Annotated in this window: 23 protein-coding genes and 1 tRNA gene; 9 read left to right on the forward strand and 15 right to left on the reverse strand. The window is 60.9% G+C overall.

Translation table 11 applies throughout. From position 1 onward, the window contains the following. Positions 1 to 34: 34 nt before the first annotated feature. The 13 genes from BHV64_RS13005 to BHV64_RS13065 all read right to left on the reverse strand — a co-directional run bounded on the left by BHV64_RS13005 (position 35) and on the right by BHV64_RS13065 (position 13,773). A complete protein-coding gene (locus tag BHV64_RS13005; RefSeq protein WP_195579283.1) occupies positions 35 to 757 on the reverse strand; it encodes a ComF family protein in 723 nt (240 codons plus the stop codon). After that, a complete protein-coding gene (priA, locus tag BHV64_RS13010; protein WP_288116208.1) occupies positions 741 to 2,999 on the reverse strand; it encodes a replication restart helicase PriA in 2,259 nt (752 codons plus the stop codon). Before priA ends, BHV64_RS13005 begins: the two co-directional genes overlap by 17 nt. Beyond that, positions 2,999 to 3,892: a YitT family protein gene (locus BHV64_RS13015; RefSeq protein ID WP_015546986.1), complete on the reverse strand. Its 894-nt coding sequence runs from the start codon at positions 3,890 to 3,892 to the stop codon at positions 2,999 to 3,001. Before BHV64_RS13015 ends, priA begins: the two co-directional genes overlap by 1 nt. Before the next feature lie 90 nt (positions 3,893 to 3,982). Beyond that, positions 3,983 to 4,954 (reverse strand): TIGR01212 family radical SAM protein, encoded by a 972-nt coding sequence (locus BHV64_RS13020; RefSeq protein ID WP_015546985.1) that lies wholly within the window; start codon positions 4,952 to 4,954, stop codon positions 3,983 to 3,985. A gap of 6 nt (positions 4,955 to 4,960) precedes the next feature. Next, positions 4,961 to 6,451 carry a DNA/RNA non-specific endonuclease gene (locus BHV64_RS13025; protein ID WP_217726975.1) on the reverse strand — a complete coding sequence of 497 codons (1,491 nt, stop codon included), beginning with the start codon at positions 6,449 to 6,451 and terminating at the stop codon, positions 4,961 to 4,963. A 15-nt stretch (positions 6,452 to 6,466) separates the two neighbouring features. Continuing rightward, positions 6,467 to 6,919, reverse strand: coding sequence for a D-aminoacyl-tRNA deacylase (dtd, locus tag BHV64_RS13030; protein ID WP_147619510.1), 453 nt, complete (start codon positions 6,917 to 6,919; stop codon positions 6,467 to 6,469). A gap of 11 nt (positions 6,920 to 6,930) precedes the next feature. Further along, on the reverse strand, positions 6,931 to 7,617 hold the full coding sequence (locus tag BHV64_RS13035; RefSeq protein ID WP_147619512.1) for an RluA family pseudouridine synthase: 687 nt from the start codon (positions 7,615 to 7,617) through the stop codon (positions 6,931 to 6,933). A 9-nt stretch (positions 7,618 to 7,626) separates the two neighbouring features. Continuing rightward, positions 7,627 to 8,082, reverse strand: coding sequence for a cytidine deaminase (locus tag BHV64_RS13040; RefSeq protein WP_015546982.1), 456 nt, complete (start codon positions 8,080 to 8,082; stop codon positions 7,627 to 7,629). Between the two features lie 354 nt (positions 8,083 to 8,436). Then, positions 8,437 to 9,126 (reverse strand): SIMPL domain-containing protein, encoded by a 690-nt coding sequence (locus BHV64_RS13045; protein WP_022061696.1) that lies wholly within the window; start codon positions 9,124 to 9,126, stop codon positions 8,437 to 8,439. A gap of 161 nt (positions 9,127 to 9,287) precedes the next feature. Continuing rightward, complete coding sequence (locus BHV64_RS13050) at positions 9,288 to 10,202, reverse strand: M23 family metallopeptidase (RefSeq protein ID WP_288116212.1); 915 nt, start codon at positions 10,200 to 10,202, stop codon at positions 9,288 to 9,290. Between the two features lie 52 nt (positions 10,203 to 10,254). Continuing rightward, on the reverse strand, positions 10,255 to 11,664 hold the full coding sequence (gene rlmD / locus BHV64_RS13055) for a 23S rRNA (uracil(1939)-C(5))-methyltransferase RlmD (RefSeq protein WP_138265779.1): 1,410 nt from the start codon (positions 11,662 to 11,664) through the stop codon (positions 10,255 to 10,257). A 111-nt stretch (positions 11,665 to 11,775) separates the two neighbouring features. Further along, a complete protein-coding gene (locus BHV64_RS13060; protein ID WP_217726971.1) occupies positions 11,776 to 12,918 on the reverse strand; it encodes a hypothetical protein in 1,143 nt (380 codons plus the stop codon). Between the two features lie 30 nt (positions 12,919 to 12,948). After that, on the reverse strand, positions 12,949 to 13,773 hold the full coding sequence (locus tag BHV64_RS13065; protein ID WP_217726970.1) for an alpha/beta hydrolase: 825 nt from the start codon (positions 13,771 to 13,773) through the stop codon (positions 12,949 to 12,951). Between the two features lie 91 nt (positions 13,774 to 13,864). On the opposite strand from BHV64_RS13065, the gene BHV64_RS13070 reads away from it, so the two are divergent. From BHV64_RS13070 to BHV64_RS13110, 9 genes are all read left to right on the forward strand, one after another. After that, positions 13,865 to 14,533: an MBL fold metallo-hydrolase gene (locus BHV64_RS13070; RefSeq protein ID WP_217726968.1), complete on the forward strand. Its 669-nt coding sequence runs from the start codon at positions 13,865 to 13,867 to the stop codon at positions 14,531 to 14,533. A 16-nt stretch (positions 14,534 to 14,549) separates the two neighbouring features. Beyond that, the gene (locus tag BHV64_RS13075; protein ID WP_022061701.1) at positions 14,550 to 15,281 is read left to right on the forward strand and encodes an FkbM family methyltransferase; all 732 of its coding nucleotides are present in this window, start codon (positions 14,550 to 14,552) and stop codon (positions 15,279 to 15,281) included. Positions 15,282 to 15,479: 198 nt separating this feature from the next. Then, entirely contained in the window at positions 15,480 to 16,157 is a 678-nt protein-coding gene (gene trmD, locus BHV64_RS13080) for a tRNA (guanosine(37)-N1)-methyltransferase TrmD (RefSeq protein WP_147619521.1), read from the forward strand. Positions 16,158 to 16,300: 143 nt separating this feature from the next. Further along, positions 16,301 to 17,440, forward strand: a complete 1,140-nt coding sequence (lpxB, locus tag BHV64_RS13085; RefSeq protein ID WP_147619522.1) for a lipid-A-disaccharide synthase — start codon at positions 16,301 to 16,303, stop codon at positions 17,438 to 17,440. A gap of 6 nt (positions 17,441 to 17,446) precedes the next feature. Then, the gene (locus BHV64_RS13090; protein ID WP_015546975.1) at positions 17,447 to 17,761 is read left to right on the forward strand and encodes a DUF3784 domain-containing protein; all 315 of its coding nucleotides are present in this window, start codon (positions 17,447 to 17,449) and stop codon (positions 17,759 to 17,761) included. Between the two features lie 9 nt (positions 17,762 to 17,770). Next, complete coding sequence (locus tag BHV64_RS13095; protein ID WP_015546974.1) at positions 17,771 to 18,406, forward strand: fumarylacetoacetate hydrolase family protein; 636 nt, start codon at positions 17,771 to 17,773, stop codon at positions 18,404 to 18,406. 91 nt (positions 18,407 to 18,497) lie between these two features. Continuing rightward, the gene (locus tag BHV64_RS13100) at positions 18,498 to 19,136 is read left to right on the forward strand and encodes a Maf family protein (RefSeq protein WP_015546973.1); all 639 of its coding nucleotides are present in this window, start codon (positions 18,498 to 18,500) and stop codon (positions 19,134 to 19,136) included. Next, entirely contained in the window at positions 19,133 to 21,118 is a 1,986-nt protein-coding gene (locus tag BHV64_RS13105; protein WP_015546972.1) for a S46 family peptidase, read from the forward strand. Before BHV64_RS13100 ends, BHV64_RS13105 begins: the two co-directional genes overlap by 4 nt. 132 nt (positions 21,119 to 21,250) lie before the next feature. After that, positions 21,251 to 21,339, forward strand: a tRNA-Leu gene (locus tag BHV64_RS13110). A gap of 353 nt (positions 21,340 to 21,692) precedes the next feature. Here BHV64_RS13110 and BHV64_RS13115 read toward each other — a convergent pair. Then, entirely contained in the window at positions 21,693 to 23,750 is a 2,058-nt protein-coding gene (locus BHV64_RS13115; protein WP_195635922.1) for a beta-glucosidase family protein, read from the reverse strand. 24 nt (positions 23,751 to 23,774) lie between these two features. Further along, positions 23,775 to 25,550 (reverse strand): sialidase family protein, encoded by a 1,776-nt coding sequence (locus tag BHV64_RS13120; protein WP_147513254.1) that lies wholly within the window; start codon positions 25,548 to 25,550, stop codon positions 23,775 to 23,777. Positions 25,551 to 25,578: the final 28 nt, after the last annotated feature.

Here is a 25,578-nt window from a genome sequence, read left to right on the forward strand (position 1 = left end):
ATAACGTCCTGTTGATAAGTTTTCGAATCGCCGCCTACTCCTTCACGCCCAGTTCGCGCTGCGAGACGGCGAGGGCGGCGATGCTGATGCGGCAGCCGGGCGCATCGCGCAGGATCGCCGAGGCGCACGAAAGCAGCGTCGAGCCGGTGGTCATCACGTCGTCGACCAGCAGGACGTGCCGCCCGGCGAGCCGTTCGGGACGGCACACCGCAAAGGCGTCTTCGACGTTGCCGGCCCGCTCGCGGCGGGGCTTGAGGGCCTGGCTGGCGGTGTTGCGCACCCGGCTGACGCTGCGGCGGTCGACCTCCACGCCCAACTGCGCGGCGATCCCCTCGGCGATGTATTCCGACTGGTTATACCCCCTCCGGCAACGCTTAAAGGGGTGCAGCGGCAGCGGAACGACCACCTCCACGTCGTCGTAGAGTCCGCTTTCACGCAGATACCGCCCGTACCACGCGCCCATCTCCCGGGCCGTGCGCCACGCCCCGCGGTACTTGAAGCCGTGGATCAGCCGCCGCCAGCCGCTCGCGCGGACGAAGAACAGAAAGCCCGAAGCCTGACAGACGGGGACCATGCCCCAGCATCGGCGCACCACGGGGTTGTCGGCCTCGCGCCAGTAGCCCGTCAGCGGCGCCGTGGCGCGGCACAAGGTGCAGACCGTGCGTTCGCCGCGCGCAAGCGGCTCCCCGCAGACGGCGCAGCGGGGCGGGAACAGCAGCGACGCGACATCGCGGACGAGATCATTGAGGATCGACATTGACGATGACGGTGATCGACTTGAACGCCGGGTTTCCGGCAAAGGTTTTCAGCTCGGCCGTGAGCAGTTCGCGGGCGCGGGCCGAAGAGGCGCCGCTCTCGATTTTCAGCAGAAGGCCCACGAGGTATTCGCCGCGGATGCGGTCGACGGGCGGGGTCATCGGCCCCAGCAGACGGCGGCCGAAACGGGTGCGCAGGCGTGCGGCGAGGTCCATGACCCCGTTTCGGAGCACCGAAGGGTCGCGGTGGCGCAGCGTGAGCGACGTGAGCCGCGCATAGGGCGGATAGAAAAAGGCTTTGCGCTCGGCGAGCTGTGCGCGGGCCATCCCCTCGAAATCGCCCGCCGCGACCTGCCGGATCACGGGATGCCCCGGTTCGGAGGTCTGGATCACCACCTCGCCCCCGTCGTCGCGCCGTCCGGCGCGGCCCGCCACCTGCATCATCAGCTGGAAAGCCCGTTCGGCGGCCCGGAAATCGGGGTTGTTCAGCAGGTTGTCGGCATTGAGGATGCCGACGAGCGACACCCCCGCGAAGTCGAAACCCTTGGTGATCATCTGCGTGCCGACCAGAATATCGGTCCGGCGGGCCTCGAAATCGGCGATGATGGCGCTGAACGCCTTTTCGGAGGTCACGCTGTCCCGGTCCAAACGGGCAACCCGCGCTTCGGGGAAAATCCGGGAAATCTCCTCCTCGACCTTCTCGGTCCCGAAGCCCATCGGGAGCACATCGGTGACCTTGCACGAAGGGCACTTCGCCGGCACGTCCTCCGTATGGCCGCAGTAGTGGCAGACGAGTTTCCGCCCGCCCTTGTGGTAGGTCAGCGTCACGTTGCAGTGGGGGCAGCGGGCCGTCCAGCCGCACTCGGAACACGCGACGTAGGGCGAAAACCCGCGGCGGTTCTGAAACAGCATCACCTGCCCGCCCCGGTCGAGGGTCTCGCCGATCCGGTCCAGCAGGAGTTTGTTGAAATGGGCCTTGCGCTCGCCGCGCCTGGCGGCGCGCAGGGTGTCGGAAACGAGGATTTCGGGCGGGCGGGCGTCGCCGTAACGCTCAGTCAGCTCCGCGCGCCCGTATTTGCCCGACGCGGCGTTGAGCCACGTTTCGAGCGACGGCGTGGCGCTGCCCAGCAGCGTCCGGCCCCCCGTCAGGCGCGCCATCACCACGGCGCAGTCGCGGGCGTTGTAGCGCGGCGCAGGCTCCGTCTGCTTGTAGCTGGCGTCGTGCTCCTCGTCGACGACGATCAGCTGCAAATGCTTCAGCGGCAGGAAGACCGACGACCGCACGCCGACCACGAACTCGCCCCCGTCGGAGCGGTTCAGCCGCAGGTAGGTCTCCGTGCGGCGGCGGTTGGTGAGTTTGGAATGGTACGGAGTGACGCGGCTGCCGAAGATGCGCTCCATGCGCTCGATCAGCTGCGCCGTAAGGGCGATTTCGGGCACCAGCAGCAAAACATCGCCGCCCCGGGAGAGCACCTCGGCGATCAGGTGGATGTAAATCTCGGTCTTGCCCGAACCGGTGACGCCCTGCAAAAGAGCGGTGGTTTTCCCGGCGGCGAACTGTTCGCGCAGGGCGTTCAGCGCCGTCAGCTGGTGCGCCGTCAGCTCCGGAAGGCGGAAGGCCGACTCGCCGCGCTCGACCGAACGTTCGCGCTGGGTGCAGACGATGTATTTCTTGCGCTCGAGGGCGTGCAGCACGGCATAATCGGCCCGGAGCAGGCGGCGGGCCACCTCGCCCGTCGCGATGCGCGTCTCGTCGCCGGCCGCAGCCAGCTCGAGCAGCGCCTCGTACTGCTTCGGGGCGCGCCGTTCGATCTTCTCGCAGACTTCGTGAAAACGCCCCTCGTCGCGGAGTTCCGCAGCCAGCGACACGTAACACTCGGTGCGGGGACGGAACTCGTCGCCGGAGAACTCCTCCTCCGTGTCGCCCGAAGGTTTCATCAGCGCAGGCAGCGCCACGCGCATCACCTCCCCCAGGGAACACATGTAGTACGAGGCGATCCACTCCCACAGCGACATCTGCTGCGCCGAGAGCAGAGGCGCATCGTAGAGCACGCGCTGGATCGGTTTGACGGTTTTGAAATCGGGCCGGCGGTCGTGGACCCGCCACACGATGCCCGTATAGAATTTGCGTGCGCCGAACTGCACCGCCACGGCCTGCCCGGCCGCGACGTCCGTGCCTCCGGGCACGGCAAACGTGTAGACGGGCTGCGCCAGCGGAAGAACTATGTCGGCGTAGAGCTGCATCAGCCCTTCCCGATTGTCTGGAATCCCTTCCCGTAGACGCCCATGACCGATCCGACGGTCATAAAGGCCTCGGGGTCGATGGTCTTGACGAATTTGAGGATCATCGAGGTCTCCCGCTTGCGGCAGACCACCATGACGATTTTGGACTCCTTTTTCGAATACCACCCCTGCGAGTCGATGAGCGTCACCCCGCGGTGGACGTTGTCGACGATCGCCTGGGCCATTTTCTCGTAGTCGTGCGTGACGATGAAGACCTGGCTCGACTGCTGGTTTCCGGCCATGATCATATCGACCGTATAACCCACGACGGCCGTCATCACGTAGCCGTAAATCACGGCGCTGATGCCCATGCCCACCAGCAGGGCCGAACCGATGATGACGAAATCGGAGTAGATGAGGATTTTGCCGTAGCTGACCGTGCGGTACTTGTTGATGATCATGGCCACGATGTCCGTGCCGCCCGTCGAGCCGCCCTGCGAGAAGCAGAGCGCGATGCCGGCGCCGGCCAGAATACCGCCCATGACGATGGCCAGCAGGTTGTCGACCCCGAGGAAGTTGCCATCGGGAAGCACCTCCTGCCAGAAGTTCATGCCCAAGGAGATGATCACCACGCAGAAGATGGTCTTGAGACCGAAATTCCACCCCACGATAAATCCGGCGACCAGCAGCAGGACGGCATTGATGATGAAAACCATCGTACCGATCTGCAGGTCGATTCCCGCCGTCGAGAGCGCATTGCACAGCACGAGCGACAGACCTGCGGCGCCGCCGCCGACGCCGCCGGCCGGGAGTATGCAGCCGATCCAGCCGAAAGAGTACATCAGCATGCCGACAGCCATCAGAACATACTCCTTGACGGGTTTGAGCACGATGTCGGGATTGATGGGTTTCATAACGAAGGGGTTTATTCGGGGTTTGCCTCCGCAAAGGCGGCGCAGGCCGGACGCAGAGCCGGGTCCACCCGCGTTCTGCCGAGGCGCAGCCTACCTCTGCCGAAGTTTGTCTGCGGCAAAGGTAGTAAAAATTTCGCCTTGGTATACATTGCGTTCCTCCAATCTTTTTTCGAGCATCGCGAGCAGCTGCTCGTTGCGCACGAGGCCCCAGTTGCGGCCGTAATGGTAGCGCGGCGGAGCCTCCGAGGCGAAACGTTCGACGACCACGCCGGGACGCAGCCGGCGGAGGATTTCGACGAACAGGTCGATGTACTCCTCCGGCTCCCAGAAGCGGAAACGCTCCGGTGCGGCGTCGTACTCGGCGGCCATCGGCGTCGCGCGGAAAACCTGCAGCTGGTGGAACTTCACGGTCGTGAGCGGCAGGGCGTTGATCCGCTCCACCTGGTCGAGCAGCATCGCGTCGGTCTCGCCGGGAAGTCCGAGGATGAAGTGCGCGCCGACGTGCAGGCCCCTCGCGGCGGTCATCTCGACGGCGCGGCGGGCGCACGCGAAGTCGTGGCCCCGGTTGACGGCCCGGAGCGTGGCGTCGAAGGTCGATTCGATGCCGTATTCGAGGGCGACATACCGATCCCGGGCCAGCCCGGCGAAGTAATCGAGCTTGCGCTCGTCGACGCAGTCGGGGCGCGTGCCGACGACGATTCCCGCCACGCCGGGATGCGCGAGGGCCTCATCGTAAAGCCTCTTCAGCCGCTCCAGCGGGGCGTAGGTGTTGGAAAAAGCCTGGAAATAGACCAGGTAGCGCTGCGCCGAACGGTAGCGGTTGCGGTGGAATTCGATCCCCTCGGCGATCTGCTGCCCGACGCTCTTCGAGGGCATGCAATAAGAAGGGGTGAACGCTCCGTTGTTACAGAACGTACACCCTCCCTCTCCGATCGTCCCGTCGCGGTTGGGGCAGGTGAAGCCCGCATCGACGGAAAGTTTCTGCACCCGGCAGCCGAACAGACGGCGGAAGTACCCCGCATAGGAGTTGAACCGCCTCGTATCGCCCCACGGGTAAGTCATCTCCGCCTAAAAATTCCAGTCGCCCGGATTGTAGGTATCCTTCGGAACGTTGGGCACATTAGGGAAGAACGTATGCCCCGTGAGGCGTTCGATCTCCGCAACAGTCTTAAACACCCCCTTCGACTGAAAATCAACAGCCTTAACCACCTCGTTTTTAGCGTAGGTCTTATGCCGAACCATGATGGCAATGGATTGAAGTTCCCCCTGCGAACAATTTACCACCCACTTATTACCAGCGCTTTTCTTGGCTTTGAGCAGCACGATGTAGTAATGCGTCGGAATGGTCGTACCATCCACAACCTTGGAGGTATTCTCCCAATAGGTTCCCACCACCTGATAGCAAGTATCCGCCAAGCCACGCCATTGCTTGTCGACCCAGTCTTCAGCCGTATTCCACTGACCGCCGCCGGTATTGAAATAAGTCTGAAGCTGCGGACCGATATTCGAATAATAGAAAACGTCACGGTTAACGTTCTTCGTCACGCGCCGCTCGTTTGAGCCAAGCATGTGACCACGCGTGTAGCCGCTCCAGTGACCCGCTTGCGTACAATTGATGTCCGGGTCATTCCGGTAAGCGTCTGTCCGCTTCACATCGCCTGTATAGCAGTCATGTAGTGGGGCAGCCACCCAGACCGGACAGCGGTACGATTTGCTGTAACAGGTCGAGAAATTACGCGCCTTCGTACCGGTCGCCGGATAGTCCGGGCAAAGGTGATAAGCATAATGATAGTCGCTGTTCGACTTGTCCTCCGGAACCAGTTCGGGCCAGCCCGAATACTTGGCCGAACCCGTATTTCCGCCACCGCCGTCCGACGAGGTGGTGAAGGTCGCCGCGGCGCTGGTGTAGGTCTGCCCGTCCCAGTCGGCGCAGAGCGCGAATTCATAGGTCGTGCCGGGTGTCAGGCCGGTCAGGGCCGCCGTCTTGGTTCCCGTTCCCGTCGGAACGTTTACCCGGTCATAGCTGCCCGACGAAGCCGGCTTATACCGGAAATAGACGTCGTAGTCGGCCGTATCTTCGAAATTGAACGTACAGCTCAGCGTCGCCTCGGTCTTGGTCACGCCCGACGCCGCAGGAGTTCCGAAAGCGGGCCGTTCGGGATCGGGGTCGGGCATGTCGTCCTGTCCGGTTTTGAAGACCGCCCCTGCGCTCTGAACCCGTCCGGTCGACAGGCCGGCATAGGCGAAAACCACGTAGCTCGTTTCGGGCTGAAGCCCGGTCAGCGTGGCGGCAATGCCGGTGCCGTCAACCGCGGAACCCGCCACATCGGCAAACGCGCCGATTTTATTGTCGACAACGGCAGCATAGGAAAAACCCACGCTCGTGTTTTCGAGCACGCCCTCGCCGAAACGAGTCTGGCAGCTCAACCCGACCGTCGTGCCGTTGACCTCGGCCACAGGCGTCAGGAACCAGTCCGTTCCGGTCTCCGTCTTTTCATCCCCGCAGGAGGCGAAGGCCACGGTAAGGCCCAGAAGCAGAAATGCAAAAATTTTCTTCATTTTGATATAAATATGTTATTCCTTGTTTTTTGAATCCATCCAGATCGTCACCGGCCCGTCGTTGACCAGCTCGACCTGCATGTCGGCGCCGAATTCGCCCGTGGCGACCCCGCGGCCGAGCAGCTCGGCGACCCGGGCCGTAAACCGTTCGTAAAGCGGGCGAGAAACGGCTTCGGGGGCCGCCTTGATATAACTCGGCCGGTTGCCCTTGCGGGTCGAGGCCTGCAACGTGAACTGGCTCACGACCAGAATTTCGCCGCCTGTCTGCACCACGTCGAGGTTCATCACCCCGGCTTCATCGTCGAAGATACGCAGGCGCACGAGTTTTCCGGCGAGGTACTCGATGTCCTCGTCGGTGTCGTCGCACCCGACGCCGAGCAGCACCAGCAGTCCCGCCCCGATCCGGGAGCGGACATCGCCGCCGATAGCGACGGAAGCGTGTTTTACACGCTGAATGAGCAATCGCATGGCAGGGATATTCAGAGGTTTTCGAAATAGGCCCACAGGTTGTCGCCCGCAGGCACGGGAGCCGTGACCGAGAGCGGCTCGCGACGCACCGGATGCTCGAATTCGACACGGCGCGAGTGGAGCGAGATGCCGCCCCCGGGCAGGGAGCGCCGGGCGCCGTATTTCAGGTCGCCGCGGATCGGACACCCGACCTTCGAGAGCTGGGCGCGGATCTGGTGGTGACGCCCCGTGAGCAGTTCGACCTCGACCAGCGTGTAGTTCGTCCCCGCCCCGAGCGTCGCGTAACGCAGGCGCGCCTCCTTGGCGTCGCCCTTCGGGGCGTCGCAGGCCCGCGAACGGTTGGTCCTGCCGTCGCGCAGGATATAATGGCGCAGTTCGCCGCTCTCGGGATCGGGTGTGGCTTCGGTCAGCGCCCAGTAGACCTTATGGATGCGGCCTTCGCGGATCATCTCGTTCAGACGGACGAGCGCCTTCGACGTCTTGGCGAAAACGACGGCTCCGCTCACCGGGCGGTCGATGCGGTGCACCACGCCGAGGAACACCTCGCCGGGTTTGGCGTCGCGCCGTTTGATGAAGGCCTTGATCTGGTCCTCGAGGGCGCTCTCGCCCGACGGGTCGGGCTGCACCAGATCGCCGCAGCGTTTGTTGACGATCAGCAGGTGGTTGTCTTCGTAGAGAATGTCGTCCGGGTTGAACATCGTCGGAAATTACAGAATAAAGGTGAAAGGCAGCAGTTTGGAGGCCGAATCGACCGCCGTCACCGTACCGTGGCCGCTCATCAGCACCCGCATCGGGGAACCCTGACGACGCTCGACGTCGACCATCACCTGCCGGCACTGGCCGCAGGGATAGCATTCGCGCTCCGAGGGGTTCGAGGCAATGGCCATCGTCTCGATCGGATCGTCGGCATAATTGGCCTGGGCGTAGAACATCAGCGACCGCTCGGCGCAGAGTCCCGCGGGATAGACCTCGCTTTCGAAGTTGCTGCCGTAGAGTATTTTCCCGCTGCGCAGACGCGCGGCGGCGCCTACGTGGAAATTCGAGTAGGGCGCATGCGCATTGGCCGTGGCCCGTTCGGCCTCGGCGACCAGCCTGCGGTCGGCTTCGGAAAGCTCCGACAGCGCCGCGTAATGTTCATAATCGAAACAAAACTGCTTTTCCATAACTCCTCCTTTTTTACAGGGGTGAACTACAAAGATACTAAAATTTTCAGAAATCGCTTACTGAATCGCACTTTTTCAGTCTCTTTGCTTTCAACCCGGATGAATTGTTTTATTTTCAAGACCTTCCGGCCGACGAACGGGGACTGGACGCCGGGACCGGCCGGCCGGGTCCGCAGGCCGGAGGGTTCCGCACCTCGCAAAGAACGAGGCGGACGGACGCCGCGAGCCGTCTGCGACTATCGCGAAGGGAATTTCGCCTTAACGAAGTCCGGGCCGGACGGGACACACAAGTGCATTTCCCGTTCAGCCCGGACAAGGCGAGGTGAAAGACTCCCGAGAGAATCGGAAACCGTCCTATTCGAGCACGAACTTCGCCTGCACGTTGTACTGCAACTTGATGGTCTTGAAATCGAGCGGTTCGTCCGCAGCGGCGTCCTCGGCGACGCCCATCGCCTTGGCGCTGCGCATCACGGCCATGTTGTCGTAAAAAACAGGCATCACGTTGTTGTTCGAATCGTAGATGTAGAAGCATTTGCCGATCTTCTGCCCGATGGCTTCGGCCAGCGTCGCGGCGCTCTGGCGGGCGTTCTGCATCGCCTCGACGCGCACTTCGGCCTTATACTGTTCGATTTTCGAGTGCGAGACCTTCAGGATCGAGACGTTCGAGATGCCCAGTCCGTCCAACGCCTGCCACACCTTGGCGACCATCGCCGAGGAACCCAGCTGCAACTGGTATTTGGCCGTGGCCACCGAGGTGTTTTTCTTGAAGAACTCGCTCGACAGGTTGGCCATCTTGAGCTGTTTCTCGACATCGACCCCGGCACGTTTGAGCGCGGCGATCATATCGCGCTGCTGGCTTTCGACCGAAATCTTGCCCTTCGAGTCGCGCTCGTTGATGATGATCTGCAAGTAGAATTCGTCGGGCGCGATCTCCTTTTCGGCACGTCCGTTGACCTGAATGTAGCTGGGGAACGCCTCCTGCATCTGCGCTGCCGCGGGGAGGGCGAAAAACGCCACCGCCGCCAATAAAATCAGTCGTTTCATTGCCTTTTCGTTTTTAAATAACCTATTACAAAGATTATGCAAGCCGGGCGTCGCGCGGAACTGTTTTCAGCCGGGCCGGTTTCCATCCCTTTGTATCCAGTAAAACGCCGAAAAACGAAAATACTGCATCCCCGATGCGAAATCAGGCCTTGAACAACTCCCTATCGCTTTTTGCCTCCGCGGTGTTTCTTGAGCTCCTTCCTGTTCATCTCGCGGATTACCAATTCCTCGGTTTCAACGGGTCGGTAAACACCCTTTTCAACGCACACGACACCCTCCTCCGTAACGAACCGCGGAAAGAAATGCTTGCGGATGAAAGGTTTTCGCTCCCGCTCCTTCGGGTCCGGATTACTCTCCCACCAGAAGGTCTGCACGGAAACTTTGTATCGCTCGCCGTCATAGCTTCCCGCCAGCGCCAGCGGCGTTCCGGGCAGCACTTCGTCCCCGACCTCGACCAGCACATTGTCGCCGTCGAGGCAGATATACCAGGCCAGCGTGCCATCGGGCTGCTCGACCAGCAAATCGGGGCTTTCGGAGGTAAAACTCACCGCCGGGGCATCGGGTTCCCGTTCGGGAATGCCGACCTCCACGACCGTGCCGCGCCGCATCGCATAGACCGTGTCGCCCTTTTCCATTTCGAAATGCAACCCCAAAGCCCCTTTCTTTTCTTTCCGGAAACGGTCGTAAACGCTCACGCCGCGCGACACACGCACCGGCCAGCGAACAGTGGTGGGCATGCGGTAGACAAACGCGGTATCGGGTTCCTTATCGACAGGGCCTAAAAAAAAGCGGTATGAATAACCGTACCTCACGCCCCGGGTATCGTCGGCGGGACGGAGAGACAGCAGCCGCGTCCCGGTATAGCGGGTCTCGTATCTGAAGGTCCCCGAAGCGGTGTTACAGTTCTGCAAATCCCGGAGCGTCAGAAAAACAGTCAACATCCCCGGACGCGTCTTATTCTCCAGGATAAAATCCACGGAGTTATTCTCATTCCGCTGCGTGCGGATGGTCGGCGACTGGGCGACCGCCCCGACGAACATCAGGGCGAACGATGCAGTCAGAAAAATTCGTATCATCGGTCTGTGGTTCAGGTTGCAGTTCAGGTTGCGTCCCGCGCGGACGCGCCGTTTACCGCCGCACGAGCTTCACGACGTTCTCCACATGGTGCGTGTGGGGAAACATGTCGACGGGCTGCACGGCCTCGACGCGGTAGGCGGCGTCCATCAGCTGGAGGTCGCGGGCCTGCGTGGCGGGGTTGCAGCTCACATAGACGATCCGTTCGGGCGCGGCGCGCAGGATGACTTCGATCACCGGTTCGTCGACGCCCGCGCGCGGCGGGTCGAGGATGATCACGTCGGGACGGCCGTTCGCGGCGACGAATCCGTCGTCGAGCACCGCCTTCATGTCCCCGGCGTAAAAGACCGTATTTTCGATGCCGTTCAATTCCGAATTGACCTTGGCGTCGGCGATGGCTTCGGGGACGTACTCCACGCCCACCACCCGGGCGCAACGCGCGGCGCAGAAGTTGGCGATGGTTCCCGTCCCGGTGTAGAGGTCGTAAAGCACGTCGCCCGGCCGGAGGTCGGCAAAGTCGCGGGCCACCTTATAAAGTTCGTAGGCCTGCGCGGAATTGGTCTGGTAGAACGACTTGGGTCCCACCTTGAAGCGCAGTCCCTCCATCTCCTCGATGATATGGTCCTTGCCGCGGTAGCAGACCGGGTCGAGGTCGCCCACCGAGTCGTTGAACTTCGTATTGACGATATAGAACAGGGAGGTGATCTCCGGGAATTTGGCCGCCAGATGGTCCATCAGGGCCGTGATGCGGGGCCGGTCGTCGCTGTTGAAGACCACGATCACCATCACCTCGCCCGTCGAGGCCGTGCGGACGATCATGTTGCGCATCAGCCCCTCGTGCGAACGGGCGTTGTGGAACGTGTAGCCGTTCTCCACGCAGAACCGCTTGGCCTCCATGCGGATGCCGTTCGACGGGTCGGGCTGCAACCAGCATTTGCGGATGTCCAGCACCTTGTCGAACATCCCCGGGATGTGGAATCCCACGGCCGGCGCGTCGCCGATGTCGCCCGCCGACTCGATCTCCTCGCGCGTCAGCCAGCGGCGGTCGGCGAAGGTGAATTCGAGTTTGTTGCGGTAGAACTGCGTCTCGGCCGAGCCGAGGCAGGGCGCGATCTCCGGCAGCTCGATCTTGCCGATGCGCGTCAGCTGGTCGCGGACCTGATCGGTCTTGAAGCGCAGCTGCTCCCCGTAGGGCAGGTTCTGCCACTTGCAGCCGCCGCAGACGCCGAAATGCTCGCAGAACGCCTCGGCCCGCAGGGGCGATTTCTTCACATAGCGGACCACGAAGCCCTCCATGAAGCGGCGGCGTTTGGAGCGGATCTGCACGTCGACCACGTCGCCCGGAACGGTCAGCGGAACGAAGACCACCACGTCGTTCCAGCGGCCCATGGCCTTGCCCTCGGCCGCGAGGGTCGTTATTTCAAGCCCCTCGACGAGGGGATAGTTCGCTTTTTTTCTTGCCATCGGTTTTTAACTTTGCGTGCAAAGTTAAAAACAATTCATAATTCAAAATTCATAATTCAAAATTATTTCCCCGCAAAACGTATCGGAGCCATCATACGGAACCGTCAACGCTTAATTTTTCATTTTCAATTTTTCATTTTTAATTCGGTACTTCGCCCGCACGCCGCCCAGCCAGAAGCCCAGCGCGAAAGGCCCGCCGATCAGCACCGCAAGCGCCAGCACAAGGTAGAGCAGGATTTTGCCGACAAGCCCCGGCACGGCGTCGAGCGTCGTCCGGACCAGTTCGTCGCCCGTCGCCCGCAACTGTTCGACCAACGCCTCGCGCTCACGCGTAACGTATTGCTGCAACTCGCCGCGCTGGCGGTCGAAGTCGGCGAAAGCGTTGTCCACCGAAGCGTTCATCGTCCAGATGAGCTGCGTGGCCTGCCGGTTCAGCTCCTCCAGCACCTTGTCCGAAATCTCGGGCAGGTGCTCGGCGACGACCACGATACGGTTGAAACTGCGTTCCAGCGAATCGAGCTGCGCCCCGACCTGCAGGCGCAGGCTGTCCTGCCGGAGCCGCATCTCGAAGATGTCCTTCGACCAGCTCACGCTGTTGGTCACCTGCTGGGTCTGGCCGCTCAGCCGGTCGTTGACGTCGGCCAGCACCTCGGCGATCGAGCCGGTGGCGTAATCCTGTTCGACGCCGGCCGCCCGGAGGTATTCCAGCCACGCGAGGGTCGTGTTGTCGGTCTCGTCGCCCTCGGAGGCGGGGTTGTCGCGCACGTAGTCCGTAACGAACCGCTCCATCAGCGCATAGCGGTCGTCCGGAAGCACCTGCCGGGCGAGCCTTCCGGCCCGGCGGTCGAGCCGCAGGGCGGCGTCGCGGGCGATGTCGCTCTGAAGACCGAACAGCAGCGAATCGGGCGCCTGGACGAAACCCTCGTTCATGCGGCGGCACAGAATCCACAGGTCGGCTAGCGCCACGTCGGGAATGCCCTGCATGGCGGCGGTCACCCCGGCGCGCGTGGCGCGGATCTTCCACCGCACGGCCGCTACGCGCACATTCACGTCGGGCGACGCAGCGACGATCGAGTCGGCCGCACGGGCCACCTCGCCAGCCATGTCGTAGTAAAAGCCGCGCGTCATGGTCCGCACGTTCATCTGCTCCTTCGACAGAGGGTCGCCCGTGGCCACGGCCACCTTCAGCAGCGAACACCCCGCAAACGACGCCGCGGCGAAAAGCGCGGCCGCCAGTTTCATCCATCCGTTCATCGTCATTCCGTTTACGGGTCCGGCCCGCAATTATCTTTCCAGTTTTTTCACAAAGTCGCGGATGTAGCGCACCGCGACGTAATGGCCCGCCTGGGGCATGTTGCCGTGGTCGAACCCGTCGAATTCCCGGATCTCGACGTCGGGATGCCCCGCCACCTGCATCATGCGCCAGAAATAGGCGTTCTCCTCGTAGCGGCCCAGCATCTCCCGCCCGCGGTCGCCCGAGAGGATCAGGATCGGCGGGCAGTCGGGACGTATGTAGTTCAGCGGCGCCATGTCGTCCACGACCACCTGCGTATCGGGAATCCCCATTTCGCGGCGTCGCGCGAAATGGGTCACGACCTGCCCGCTGTAAGGGATCAGCGCCGCGAACGCCGTGTCGGGGTCGATGCCGTAGGGCGCCATCCAGCGTTTGTCCAGCCCGATCATCAAAGTCAGGTAACCGCCCGCCGAATGTCCGGCGATGAAGATCAGCCGCGGGTCGCCGCCGTAGGAAGCAATGTTTTTCACCACCCAAGCGGCCGCAGCGGCGGCATCCGCCACGCAGTCGGCGACCTTCACGCGCGGAGCGAGGCGGTAATCCACGCCCACCACGGCGAATCCTTTGCCGCACAACGCTTTCGGAATCTCGCGCCGCCCGCCGGTCAGGCCCCCGCCGTGGAACCACACGACGGTCGGAAATCCCTTCCTATCCGCCGGCCAGCAAATGTCCAGCCGGCAAAGCGAATCGACATAGCCGTCGCCCGCCGCGTCGCGGTAGGCAATGCCGGTTTCGGTCCGGCAGGCGGCCGTCTGGGCCGAAATCCCCGTGCAGAACAGGGTCAGAGCCGCGAAAAGCGCAAAAAATCGTTTCATGGAATCAGGTCGTTTTGGGTCATAAAGATAGGTAAAATCCCGTAAAAAACACTATCTTTGCAAAACCGACTGCATTAAAACAGCCATCATTATGAAAATCGCCTGCCTGCAATTCAATCCGATACAGGAAAACACCTACGTCGTCTGGGACGACACCAAAGCGTGCATCGTCATCGACGCCGGAAACAGCAACCCGCGCGAGGACGCCGCGCTGGACAACTTCATCGCCGAGCACGGGCTGAAACCCGTCATGGCGGTCAACACCCACGGCCATTTCGACCACACGCTGGGCGTCGAGCACCTCAAACAGCGCTACGGCATCCCCTTCGCCCTCTCGTCGAAGGACCGGTTCCTGCTGGACAACGCAGCGACGAGCGGTTCGGTCTTCGGCGTGAAGATCGGCGCGATGCCCGCGGCGAACCTCGACCTGGACACCCTGTCCGAAGTGCGTTTCGGCAACACCGCCCTGCGCGTGATCCGCACCCCCGGCCACACCCCCGGCCATGTGGCGCTGTACGAGCCGGACTCGAAATCGCTCTTCACGGGCGACACGCTTTTCCGCGAGTCGATCGGCCGCACCGACCTGCCGGGCGGCGACTATTCGTGGATCATGCGCTCGATCCTCGACTCGCTGATTCCGCTGGGCGAGGAGGTGCACATCTATCCCGGCCACGGTCCCGAATCGACGATCGGCCACGAAACGCTCTACAACCCCTTCATCGTCGAGGTGCTGAACGAGGAGGTCAACTACCGGAACTAAAAATTAAAAATTGAAATTGGGGAAATTCATCCATAAGATTCTCTACCGCACCCTGCCGTTAGAAGGCTACCTGCGCGCCGTGAGCCGGCTGTTCTTCCTCTGGCAGCGGCTGGGCATCGGACGCGAGGCCCCTGCCACGGAGTACGTCTACCACCTGCCGAAGCTGGTCCGCGCGGGCGACACATGCATCGACATCGGCGCCAACCTCGGCTACTACGCCCGCACGATCTCCCGCCTCGCAGGCCCCGCGGGCAAGGTCTACGCCGTGGAACCGGTGGCCCCGATCCGCAAGGTGCTGAGCCGCAACCTCCGCCGCTGCGCCAACACCGAAATACTTCCCTACGCCCTGGGCACGGAGTCGAAACCCATCGTGATGGCCAACGACTCGGCGCGCGAGACGGGCTACTTCGGCACGGGGCAGAACTTCGTAAACGACGCCGGCGGCCGAGCCGACGTGGAGTTCACGGCCCAGATGCGCCGCGGCAGCGAACTGTTCGGCAAACTGGAGCGCCTCGACTTCATCAAATGCGACATCGAGGGTTACGAGGTCATCGTGATGCGGGAAATGCGCCCCCTGCTGGAGCGTCACCGCCCCACGGTGCTGATCGAAACGGGCGGCGAAAACCGCCCGCAGATCGTCGCGCTCTTCACCGAATTGGGCTACACGGGTTACACGCTCGACCGCGGACGGGAGATCCCGCTGACGGACGACTCGTCGAAAGACATCATCTTCCGCCCCGGAAACTGACTATGAATGGTAATTATATTTTGCTCCGAGGGTCGGAAGCTCCGATTTTGCCGCACAGCGGCACCAAGCCCTTCCCCGAGGGAAGGGTTTGGGATGGGGTCAGACTTGCAAACGGCGTCGAAGACGACGAATACGGCGGTCGGGAACCAGAATCAGAGCAGAATAACAACTTGATTACTTTTTGAATTATGAATCGCCATGCGCATTGACATCATCACCTCGGTTCCCGAACTCCTGACCTCGCCGCTCAACGAGTCGATTCTCAAGCGGGCGCAGGACAAAGGGCTGGTCGAAATCGTCGTCCACAACCTGCACGACTATGCCCACGACCGCCGCAAGACCACCGACGACTATCCGTTCGGCGGCGAGGCGGGAATGGTTATGAAGTGCGAACCGGTCTTCGAACTGGTCGAAAAGCTCCAGTCGGAACGGCCGTACGACGAAATCATCTACACCTCGCCCGACGGCATCCGCTACGACCAGCACGAGGCCAACCGCCTCTCGACACTGGAAAACATCATCATCCTCTGCGGCCATTACAAGGGTATCGACCACCGCATCCGCGAGCACCTCGTAACGCGCGAGATCTCGATCGGCGACTACGTGCTGACGGGCGGCGAGCTGGCGGCCTGCATCATCGCCGACTCGGTCGTGCGGATCATCCCCGGGGCCATCGGCGACGAGGCGTCGGCCCTCACGGACTCGTTCCAGGACAACCTGCTGGCTCCCCCGGTCTACACGCGGCCGGCGGAGTTCCGCGGCTGGCGGGTCCCCGACGTGCTATTGTCGGGCAACTTCGCCCAGATCGCCAAATGGCAGGACGACGAGGCTTACGAGCGCACGAAGCGCCTGCGCCCCGACCTGCTCAACGAATAGCAGCCCCCTTACGCTCCCGCACTTTTTGATTTTAGAGGAGCGGATTTTGACATAACGAAGGCCGACGCAGAAGGGACATACCAGTGTATTTCCCTTTTGCGAAGGACGAGGCAGGGCAAAAGGCGCCCTATAAAATCGAAAAGATGAAATACTACCTCATCGCCGGGGAGCCTTCGGGCGACCTGCACGGCGCAAACCTGATCCGAGGGCTGCAAAAAGCCGATCCCGGGGCGGAATTCCGCTTCTGGGGCGGGGACTGCATGGCCGCGGCGGGCGGCGCGGAGAACCTGCGCAAACACTACCGGGAGACCTCGTTCTTCGGCATCGTGCAGGTGCTGAAGAACCTCGGGACCATCCGGCGGCAGATGCGGGAGTGTCAGGCCGACGTGGCGGAGTTCGCCCCCGACGTGCTGATTCTGGTGGACTATCCGGGATTCAACATGAAGATGGCCCGCTGGGCCAAAGAGCACGGCATCCGCACCTTCTATTACATCGCCCCGAAGGTCTGGGCGTGGCGCGAATGGCGGGTGAAGGCGATCCGCAGATACGTCGACCGGCTCTTCATCATCTTCCCCTTCGAGCGCACCTATTTCCCGAAACACGGCATCACGCCCGTTTTCGAGGGCAACCCGCTCGTCGACGCCATCGAGGCCCGGCGGACGACGCTCCCGACGCCCGAGGAGTTCCGCCGCCGCAACTCCCTCGACCAACGCCCGATCGTCGCCCTGCTGGCCGGCAGCCGCCGGAACGAGATCCGCGACAACCTGCCGCTAATGGCCGCGCTGTCGCGAAAATTCCCCGAGCGCCAGTTCGTGGTGGCGGGCGTCGCATGGCTCGACCGGGCGCTTTACGAACAATACACAGCCGGAAGCGACATCCGCTACGTCTGCGACCAGACCTACGAGACGCTTGCGGCGGCCGAGGCGGCCGTGGTGACGTCGGGCACGGCGACGCTCGAAACGGCCCTGCTGGGCATTCCCGAAGTGGTGGTCTACCGCACGGTGTGGTGGCAGGTCTGGCTGCGGCCCTACGTGCTGAAGGTCCCCTGGGTGTCGCTCGTGAACCTGAACCTGGGGCGCGAGGCCGTCGCCGAGATCATCCAGTCGGATTTCTCGGTCGACCGCGCCGAACGCGAGCTGCGGGCGATCCTGCACGGCGGCAGCAAGCGCGGAAAGATGCTCGCCGACTTCGGTGAACTGAAAACGATCATCGGAGGCCCGGGAGCCAGCGAACGGTTTGCGGCACGGATGGTCGCAGAACTACACGCACAGAAAATAAAATAGCTTCCGATGAACGACCCGCTCGCTCCTCTGCTCGCCGGAGCATTTGTAATCGTATGCGGCCTGCTGGTCAAACGGTTCCCGATGCTGATCTCGGGTTACAACACCCTGCCGAAGGAGAAACGCAAAAACGTCGACATCGACGGTCTTTCGTCGTTCATGCGACGACACCTGGTGATAATCGGAGGTTTATTGATTTTATTTACAACAATACTCGAACTGACCGGCCAACAGGAGGCTTTTTCCATAATCCTCGCTGTCTACCTGCCGGTTTACGTGATCTGGATGGTGGTCCGGGCACAGCGCTACGACCACAATAAATAAGGAGAGAGCATGAAAATCATCTGCATAGGCCGCAACTACGCCGAACATGCCGCCGAGTTGCACGAACAGCTCAACGACAGCGGGAAACTCCCCGAGGAACCGATGTTCTTCCTCAAGCCCGACACGGCGCTGCTGCGCAACAACGACCCGTTTTACATCCCGTCGTTCTCGCAGGAGGTGCACTACGAATGCGAACTGGTGGTGCGGATCAACCGCGTGGGCAAGGCCATCGCCGAGCGTTTCGCCCACCGTTATTACGACGAGGTGGGACTGGGCATCGACTTCACGGCCCGCGACCTCCAGCGGCGGGCCATCGCCGAGGGGCTTCCGTGGGAGAGCTGCAAGGCTTTCGACCGCTCGGCGGCGATCTCGCCGGAATTCGTCTCCTTGCAGGAGCTGGGCGGCGACGTGCAGCGGCTGCACTTCACGCTCGACGTGAACGGGGAGCGCCGCCAGAGAGGCGACACGGCGGAGATGCTCTTCACGGTCGACCGAATCATCGCCACGGTGTCGCGGTACATGACCCTGCGCATGGGCGACCTGCTCTACACCGGAACGCCAGCCGGCGTGGGCCCCGTCCGCCCCGGCGACACGCTGCGCGCTGCGCTCGAAGGACGCGAACTGTTAAATTTCGACATCAGATGAACCTAGAAAAACGATTGTTCCGAAATCGAAAAAAATGCAGAACCGCTCCTAAAACCTTTCACCTTTAACTTTTCACCTTTCACCTTTATACATGCTGCTCAACGACAAACTCAAACCCTACCGCCTGCTGCTGGCGTCGCAGTCGCCACGGCGACGGGAGCTGATGACCGGCTGCGGGTTGCCCTACGAGCTGGCCGAAAAATTCGACTGCGAGGAGACCTATCCCGACGACCTTCCGCTTATCGGCGTTTCGGAGTACCTCTCGACGCTCAAAAGCGAAGCCTATCCGGTTCCGTTGCTCGAAAACGACATCCTGCTCACGGCCGACACCGTCGTGCTGGCCGGCGGCGAATTCCGGATGACGGCCGAGGGTACGACATGGCACGGAGGGGAGATTCTGGGCAAACCCCGCGACCGTGACGACGCCCGCCGCATGCTGAAAATCCTGTCGGGCGCGCATCATCTGGTCACAACCGGCGTCACCCTGCGCTCCGCCGCGCGGATGACCCACTTCACTTCGCTGACCTATGTCTGGTTCCGCACGCTCACCGACGAGGAGATCGCCTACTATGTCGACACCTTCCAACCCTTCGACAAGGCCGGGGCATACGGCATTCAGGAGTGGATCGGCTACGCCGCCATCGAGTGCATCGAAGGCTCGTTCTACAACGTCATGGGACTTCCCGTCCAGAAAGTATACACCGAATTAGATAAATTTTTGAATCCATGAAACGCACCCTGCTGACCCTGCTCGCCGCCCTTGCCCTCCTGCCTGCGCTGGCCGACGAGGGCATGTGGCTCCCGAGCCTGATCTCCGAACGCATCGACGACATGCGTGCAAAAGGCTTCCGCCTCACGGCCGAAGACATCTACTCGATCAACAAGGCCTCGATGAAAGACGCCGTCGTACTCTTCAACGGCGGCTGTACGGGCGAACTCATTTCGCCTGAAGGCCTGCTGCTCACCAACCACCACTGCGGCTACGACGCCATCCAAAAACATTCGACCGTCGAGCACGACTACCTGACCAACGGTTTCTGGGCCATGTCGCGGGCCGAGGAGCTGCCCAACGAAAAACTCTGGGTCCGCTTCCTCGTCCGCATGGAGGAGGTGACCGACCGGATCGCCGCGGGCGAGACGGCCGCGCAGATCGTCGAAAAAGCCAAGGCCGAAGGCACGGGCTACAAAGCCTCGGTCGAACAGATGTACTACGGCAACCAGCAGTTCCTGTTCGTCTACGAGCAGTTCGACGACGTGCGCCTGGTGGCCGCGCCGCCCTCGTCGATCGGCAAGTTCGGCGGCGACACCGACAACTGGATCTGGCCCCGCCACACGGGCGATTTCTCGATGTTCCGCGTCTACGCTTCGAAGGACAACCGTCCGGCGGCCTACTCGCCCCAGAACGTCCCCTACCGTCCGAAAAAACACTTCAGCATATCCACGAAAGGGGTTAAAGAGGGCGATTTCACGATGATCTACGGTTTCCCGGGCAACACGCAGGAGTACATCCTCTCCGACGCCGTGGCCTACATCGCCGAGCGTTCCGACCCGGCCAAGATCGCCGTCCGCACGGGCCGTCTCGACATCATCACCAAAGCGCAGGAGTCCGACCCCGCGCTGCGCATCCACTACGCCGCCAAGCACGCCTCGATCGCCAACGCCTGGAAAAAATGGCAGGGCGAAGCGCTGGGCATCGACCGCCGCGGAACCGTCGCAGCGAAATTCGATTACGAGACGCAGTTCGGACTGTGGTCCGTGGGACGTCCCGAATACGCCGGCGTAGTGATGGGCCTGCGCGCCGAGTACGACCGGATCATGGACGCCTATTTCGCTTACGAAATCACGCGCGAAACGCTCTCGACGCTGCCGGCAGCCTACACCCCCGAAGAACGGTCCGAAGAGTGCTTCGCCCGGCGCAAGTTCGCCGAGCAGGCGCTCTGGCGCCATGCGTTCCGCGAATACGGCCGTTGCCCGAAGGTTTACCGCACGCCCTCCTACGCCGAAGGCATGGCCCGTTACAAATCGCCGGAAGCCTACGCCGACGCCCTTTTCGAGGCCGTATGGGAAGGCTCCGACAGCGTGGCCATGCAACCCGCAGTCAGACTGCGCGAGGAGACCAAACGCATGCTCGACCACATCTCGTGGATGCTGGGAACCAAGTCGCTGCGCAACCTCAACAGCAAAATCCTCAACGAACTTTATACTACTTATATAAAAGGGCTGCGCGAATGGGACCGCGAGCGGGCCTTCTATCCCGACGCCAACCTGACGCTCCGCGTGGCCTACGGCTCCGTGGCCGGATACGAGTACGCCGACGGCGAATACCACAAACCGCAGACGACGCTCGACGGCATCATCGCCAAGGACAATCCCGAAATTTACGACTACGACATTCCGCAGTCGCTGCGCGACCTCTACGCATCGAAGAACTACGGCCGCTGGGGCACGGTGATCGACGGCCGCAGGACCGTGCCGGTCTGCTTCCTGGCGACGAACCACACCACGGGCGGCAATTCGGGATCGCCGGTGCTGAACGCCGGGGGCGAACTCATCGGCATCAATTTCGACCGCACGTGGCGTTCGACGATGAGCGACATCGCCTTCGACCCTGCGATCTGCCGCAACATCGCCGTGGACATCCGCTACGTGCTGTTCGTTGTGGACCGTGTCGGCGGAGCGGGCTACCTGCTCAAGGAGATGACGCTCAAATAAAGCATTCCGGGACCGCCGCAGAACGACCCGGGCGGTCCCCATGCAAATTTTGTCGTTTTTTCCGCAAAAATTTTGCGAATCGCAAAATAGTGCCTATATTTGCACTCCCGAAAGTTGATTCGGGAGAGCAATGCCCAGGTGGTGAAATTGGTAGACACGCTACTTTGAGGGGGTAGTGAACAATTACGTTCGTGCAAGTTCGAGTCTTGTCCTGGGCACCAGAAACCGCGTCAGACGAAAGTCCGACGCGGTTTTTCGTTTTCCGTGTCCGCATCGTGTCCGCATTTTCAAAATTCGAACAATCAGCTAACCAATAGAAAGAGAATTTTACCAATCCTTCAGAGGCAAATATCATACTCTGCGAAAAAGGATCATCATATAGAGGTAAATGAAATAGGGAAAATATACTGTTTCAGCAAACAGCACCCTTCATTTTGTCGTTAGAATCAACATCATTCGACAAAGAGTTAATAAACTTCCACCCAACCTATACCAACAAAAAGCCCGGATGATAGAATCACCCGGACTTCGCAAGTTCGGCAAATCAGCACACCGATTAGCCAACCGACAATCCTTATTCGATGGTCAGCGATGTTTTCAACGATTCCTCCCTGGCATTTGCCCCGACAATCACCTCAAACACACCGGGCGATACCCGGAATTCCCCACTCGCCACATCATAATGGCTGAAGGCATCCTTTCCCAAATGGACAGAGACGCGAGTTTTTTCGTCTGCCGACAACGTAACCTTCGCAAACCCTTTCAAGAGTTTGGCAGGTCGCGGTTCTCGAGGATTACACTCCGATACATAGACCTGAGGCACATCCGCAGCCCGACACTTGCCGACATTCCGGACCCAAAACGAGACATCGTAACCATCAGCTGCAGGCTGTATGGAGAGATCGGAGTAGGCAAACAGCGAATAGGTCAGACCGAATCCAAACGGAAACAGCGGAGCAAATCCGGCCGACCCGGCCGCCCGGTATCCCGAAAAAAGACCTTCGTAATAGACCGTATGGCAAAACGGATCCCGTTTCTGCGGAACGATTTCGTTTTTCCGCATCCCGTAATAGACTGCTGCGGGATTCCCTTCCAAAGTACCCCAGAACGTAACAGGCAGACGTCCCGACGGCGACTCCATACCGGACAATATCGACGCCAAAGCCCGGCCGCCCTCCTGCCCGGGATACCAAGCCATGACAACAGCCTCCACCTCGTCCAGCCAGGGCATTGCCACCTCTCCTCCCGAGTTAACCACAACCACCACGCGATCATTCAATCCCGCCACCCGACGAATCAGCTCATCCTGTCCTTCCGGAAGGGAGAACGTCCGGTCGAAGCCTTCGCCTTCCGTCTCCTTCGTAAAGCCGACACTCACCACAACTGCCGAAGCCCGCGACACGGCCTTTTCATCGAACGAACCGTCCGCTCCGAACCGGATCGTATCCACATGCTCTCGCCCCGCGACAGCACACAACCCGGAAAACAGTGTAGTGCTGCAACCTTCTATCGGCGTCACCTCGCCGCTTCCGCCGCCGAAGGGAATCCGATCGGCATTGGGACCGATAACCGCCACCCGTTTCAGAGCGGCCCGATCCAAAGGCAGGGCTCCCGCATTCTTCAACAGCACAGGTCCCTCCAGCGCCGTAGCATAAGCGATCCGACGGCACTCCTCGTTATCCAGCGGGAGCGCGGAATCAACAGCCGGACGATCGAGCAATCCGAACCGGATCAAGGTCGACAGGATATGGACGCACTTCTCATCCAACTGCCTTTCATGTACAATTCCCCGATCCAGGAGTTCGCGTATCATTTTGTAGTTCAGCCAATATCCCTTCGGCATCTCCAGATCGAGTCCGCTCTCCATGCATCCCAACGTCGTATAGGTCGACGTCCAGTCCGACATGACGATACCGTCAAAGCCCCACTCCTTCCTCAACACATCCGTAATCAGCCAGCGGTTTTCAGCCGAATGAATCCCGTTCAACGGGTTGTAACTGGTCATCACGGCTCCCACACCGGCTTTTTGCACGGCATCCTTGAACACCGGAAAATACAATTCGCGCAACGTGCGCTCGTCGACCACCGAATTGGTAGCATGACGGCGGTACTCCTGATTGTTGGCGGCAAAGTGCTTGATGGTAGCGATGACTCCGTTCTGCTGCATTCCCTCGATATAGCCGCAGGCTATCGCCGAAGCCAGCACCGGATCCTCGCCGTAATACTCAAAGTTACGCCCGCAGAGCGCCGAACGGTAGATATTGACCCCCGGACCCAGCATGATGCCGATGCCCCGGGCCCGGGCATCCAGGGCCAGTCCACGCCCCATTTCCCGAGCCAGATCGGGATTCCAGGTCGACGCCAACGAGATTCCGCACGGATAAAAGGTACTCCTCGTCTTGTTCCGCACGCCCTGCGGCCCATCGGCCATCCGAATCGACGGAATACCCAATCGCGGGATCGCAGCCGTATGGAAACCATCGACCTGCCCCGATACGAGCGAAGCCTTCTCCTCCAGCGTCATCTTCGAAACGAGCGATTCGGCGCGTTCCCGACAGGTCTGGGCAGAAACCGGAGCCAAGGCCATCTGCAAGCCCCCCCCCAGAAGCATCAAAAGCAGTCTCTTTTTCATGGATCTATCTACCATTTGTCAATTTTACTCCACCGTCACAGCAAGCCAGCTTTGCGGATCCTCCGGGTTCTCTCCCTGCAACTCCTCCCAGTATCGCGGATGTTTCTCCGCCGAACGGGCCTTGTACCAGAAAGCCGGATGAATTCGCAACACTTCGCCACGCGCCGGTTTCCGGTCCATCCAGGACCAGGGAATGCGGACCCGAGCTGCAAATCCCAAATCCTCGTCGGCATCGGCATTGATCGACCCCGCGACCGCGATCTCGTCCGTCGTTCCGAAACGGAGACCTTGCCACGAATTCCGATCCAGCCGGTAAAACGCATAATCCCCGGACGGATTCACCGCCAACTTATAGACGTCATCCCCTTTGGACAACAAAATTACGGAAGCATCCGAATTTTCGACACTGTATGCGGTCAATTTATCCGTAAACACCCACGTATCGAACACGAAAGCCTCATCCGTACAGCCGAAATCATAAAAGACCTTCATCGGAACCGTCCGGCCCAGATACCAGCAGTCGTTGTTCTCGACATCAAACATCTCCGGCCCTACCAGCGAATCACCCACCCGGGTGAGGCTCCGAGCCCGGTTGACGCGGCCGGTCATGAGATGGCTCTTGCCCCGAACGACGGAATCTTCGGTATATTTTTCCGTTCCGGTGATCAGGACCCGATCGTTGTCCAGACAGTCCACGGAACCCCAATATCCGTCAAAGCCCGTCGTGGCAAACCCGAAATTGTCGGCCCGGACATCCCCGACAAACAGCCAACTCGACTGTCGGCCCTGGTATAAACCATTGGAAAGCAACAAGGTCTCTCCGGACGGAAGACGGCTCAGATAGGGGCCATACCCGATCAGGTCCTTATTGGCCTGTTTCTTCTGCGGATAAGCCGGGCCGCCATGCCGCAACAGACGGGCCGTATCCAAATGCCAGTTCTCTTCGGCCGACGTACGGACAATCATCGGCGTCTGATCCACAACATACTTTCCGCTCCAGACCTCGATGCTCATGGCGATGCTCCCATCCTGCAGCAACACGGCCGTCGGCATGCCATCGTAGCCGAAGCGGTCATCCTTCGTATACGAAATGATCTCATTATCCCCGATGCCGCACTCGGATTTTCCCTGCCAGGTCTCCCCGCCATCGAACGATCGGATGACGACAGTTCGCGGACAGGAGAGTCCGTTGACCACATTCTGGCTGGAGGTGATGTACATCTGAATCTCACCGCTCGGAAGTTGAAGCATCGCCGGCTCCCAGCAACGGCCCCGGTAGACCGACCGGGCCTTCGACCAGCTCCGACCTCCGTCGGAGCTGGTCATGATCCCCACGCCGCAATTCTCATTCGTATGGGCAAGATCGTTGTATCCCTTTTTGTATCGCCACTGATAGGCCAATAGGATGCGTCCGTCGTTCAGTTCGATGAAGTCCGGATTAGCATAGACCATTAGGTCCTCCCCCACGGTGGAGGTTGTCGAATACTTTTCCAGCAGAAGCTGTGCGTCACTCCAACTCAGCCCGCCGTCTTCGCTCCGCGAGACATAAATGTCCCAACCGAAGTGGTCGTTCATGAAGCAGAGCAGCAGCGACCCGTCACTCAGTTGCTTGACACGGGGATAATAGAGGTTGGGCTCCGTAGCGTCGCGGCCCTGCACGCGCATCTCGGTAAGCTGACGATGCGTACTGTACTCAAGGCTGATTCTGGCGGCCACCTCCCCGTTCCTCTCCCGGGTGCATCCGGACAAAAACGACAGGCAAACAACCAGCCCGGCCATCCATGCTTTTCTTCCATTCATAAAGCGTTCTGTTTTCGGGTTCGGAGGG

It is taken from the genome of Alistipes sp. 56_sp_Nov_56_25, from assembly GCF_001915285.1.
GTDB lineage: Bacteria > Bacteroidota > Bacteroidia > Bacteroidales > Rikenellaceae > Alistipes > Alistipes shahii.

Bases quoted from the DNA above. Each gene is read 5' to 3' on its own strand.
- BHV64_RS13005 (WP_195579283.1), bottom strand. From the start codon at position 757: ATGTCGATCCTCAATGATCTCGTCCGCGATGTCGCGTCGCTGCTGTTC.
- priA (WP_288116208.1), bottom strand. From the start codon at position 2,999: ATGCAGCTCTACGCCGACATAGTTCTTCCGCTGGCGCAGCCCGTCTAC.
- BHV64_RS13015 (WP_015546986.1), bottom strand. From the start codon at position 3,892: ATGAAACCCATCAATCCCGACATCGTGCTCAAACCCGTCAAGGAGTAT.
- BHV64_RS13020 (WP_015546985.1), bottom strand. From the start codon at position 4,954: ATGACTTACCCGTGGGGCGATACGAGGCGGTTCAACTCCTATGCGGGG.
- BHV64_RS13025 (WP_217726975.1), bottom strand. From the start codon at position 6,451: ATGAAGAAAATTTTTGCATTTCTGCTTCTGGGCCTTACCGTGGCCTTC.
- dtd (WP_147619510.1), bottom strand. From the start codon at position 6,919: ATGCGATTGCTCATTCAGCGTGTAAAACACGCTTCCGTCGCTATCGGC.
- BHV64_RS13035 (WP_147619512.1), bottom strand. From the start codon at position 7,617: ATGTTCAACCCGGACGACATTCTCTACGAAGACAACCACCTGCTGATC.
- BHV64_RS13040 (WP_015546982.1), bottom strand. From the start codon at position 8,082: ATGGAAAAGCAGTTTTGTTTCGATTATGAACATTACGCGGCGCTGTCG.
- BHV64_RS13045 (WP_022061696.1), bottom strand. From the start codon at position 9,126: ATGAAACGACTGATTTTATTGGCGGCGGTGGCGTTTTTCGCCCTCCCC.
- BHV64_RS13050 (WP_288116212.1), bottom strand. From the start codon at position 10,202: ATGATACGAATTTTTCTGACTGCATCGTTCGCCCTGATGTTCGTCGGG.
- rlmD (WP_138265779.1), bottom strand. From the start codon at position 11,664: ATGGCAAGAAAAAAAGCGAACTATCCCCTCGTCGAGGGGCTTGAAATA.
- BHV64_RS13060 (WP_217726971.1), bottom strand. From the start codon at position 12,918: ATGAACGGATGGATGAAACTGGCGGCCGCGCTTTTCGCCGCGGCGTCG.
- BHV64_RS13065 (WP_217726970.1), bottom strand. From the start codon at position 13,773: ATGAAACGATTTTTTGCGCTTTTCGCGGCTCTGACCCTGTTCTGCACG.
- BHV64_RS13070 (WP_217726968.1), top strand. From the start codon at position 13,865: ATGAAAATCGCCTGCCTGCAATTCAATCCGATACAGGAAAACACCTAC.
- trmD (WP_147619521.1), top strand. From the start codon at position 15,480: ATGCGCATTGACATCATCACCTCGGTTCCCGAACTCCTGACCTCGCCG.
- lpxB (WP_147619522.1), top strand. From the start codon at position 16,301: ATGAAATACTACCTCATCGCCGGGGAGCCTTCGGGCGACCTGCACGGC.
- BHV64_RS13090 (WP_015546975.1), top strand. From the start codon at position 17,447: ATGAACGACCCGCTCGCTCCTCTGCTCGCCGGAGCATTTGTAATCGTA.
- BHV64_RS13095 (WP_015546974.1), top strand. From the start codon at position 17,771: ATGAAAATCATCTGCATAGGCCGCAACTACGCCGAACATGCCGCCGAG.
- BHV64_RS13100 (WP_015546973.1), top strand. From the start codon at position 18,498: ATGCTGCTCAACGACAAACTCAAACCCTACCGCCTGCTGCTGGCGTCG.
- BHV64_RS13105 (WP_015546972.1), top strand. From the start codon at position 19,133: ATGAAACGCACCCTGCTGACCCTGCTCGCCGCCCTTGCCCTCCTGCCT.
- BHV64_RS13115 (WP_195635922.1), bottom strand. From the start codon at position 23,750: ATGAAAAAGAGACTGCTTTTGATGCTTCTGGGGGGGGGCTTGCAGATG.
- BHV64_RS13120 (WP_147513254.1), bottom strand. From the start codon at position 25,550: ATGAATGGAAGAAAAGCATGGATGGCCGGGCTGGTTGTTTGCCTGTCG.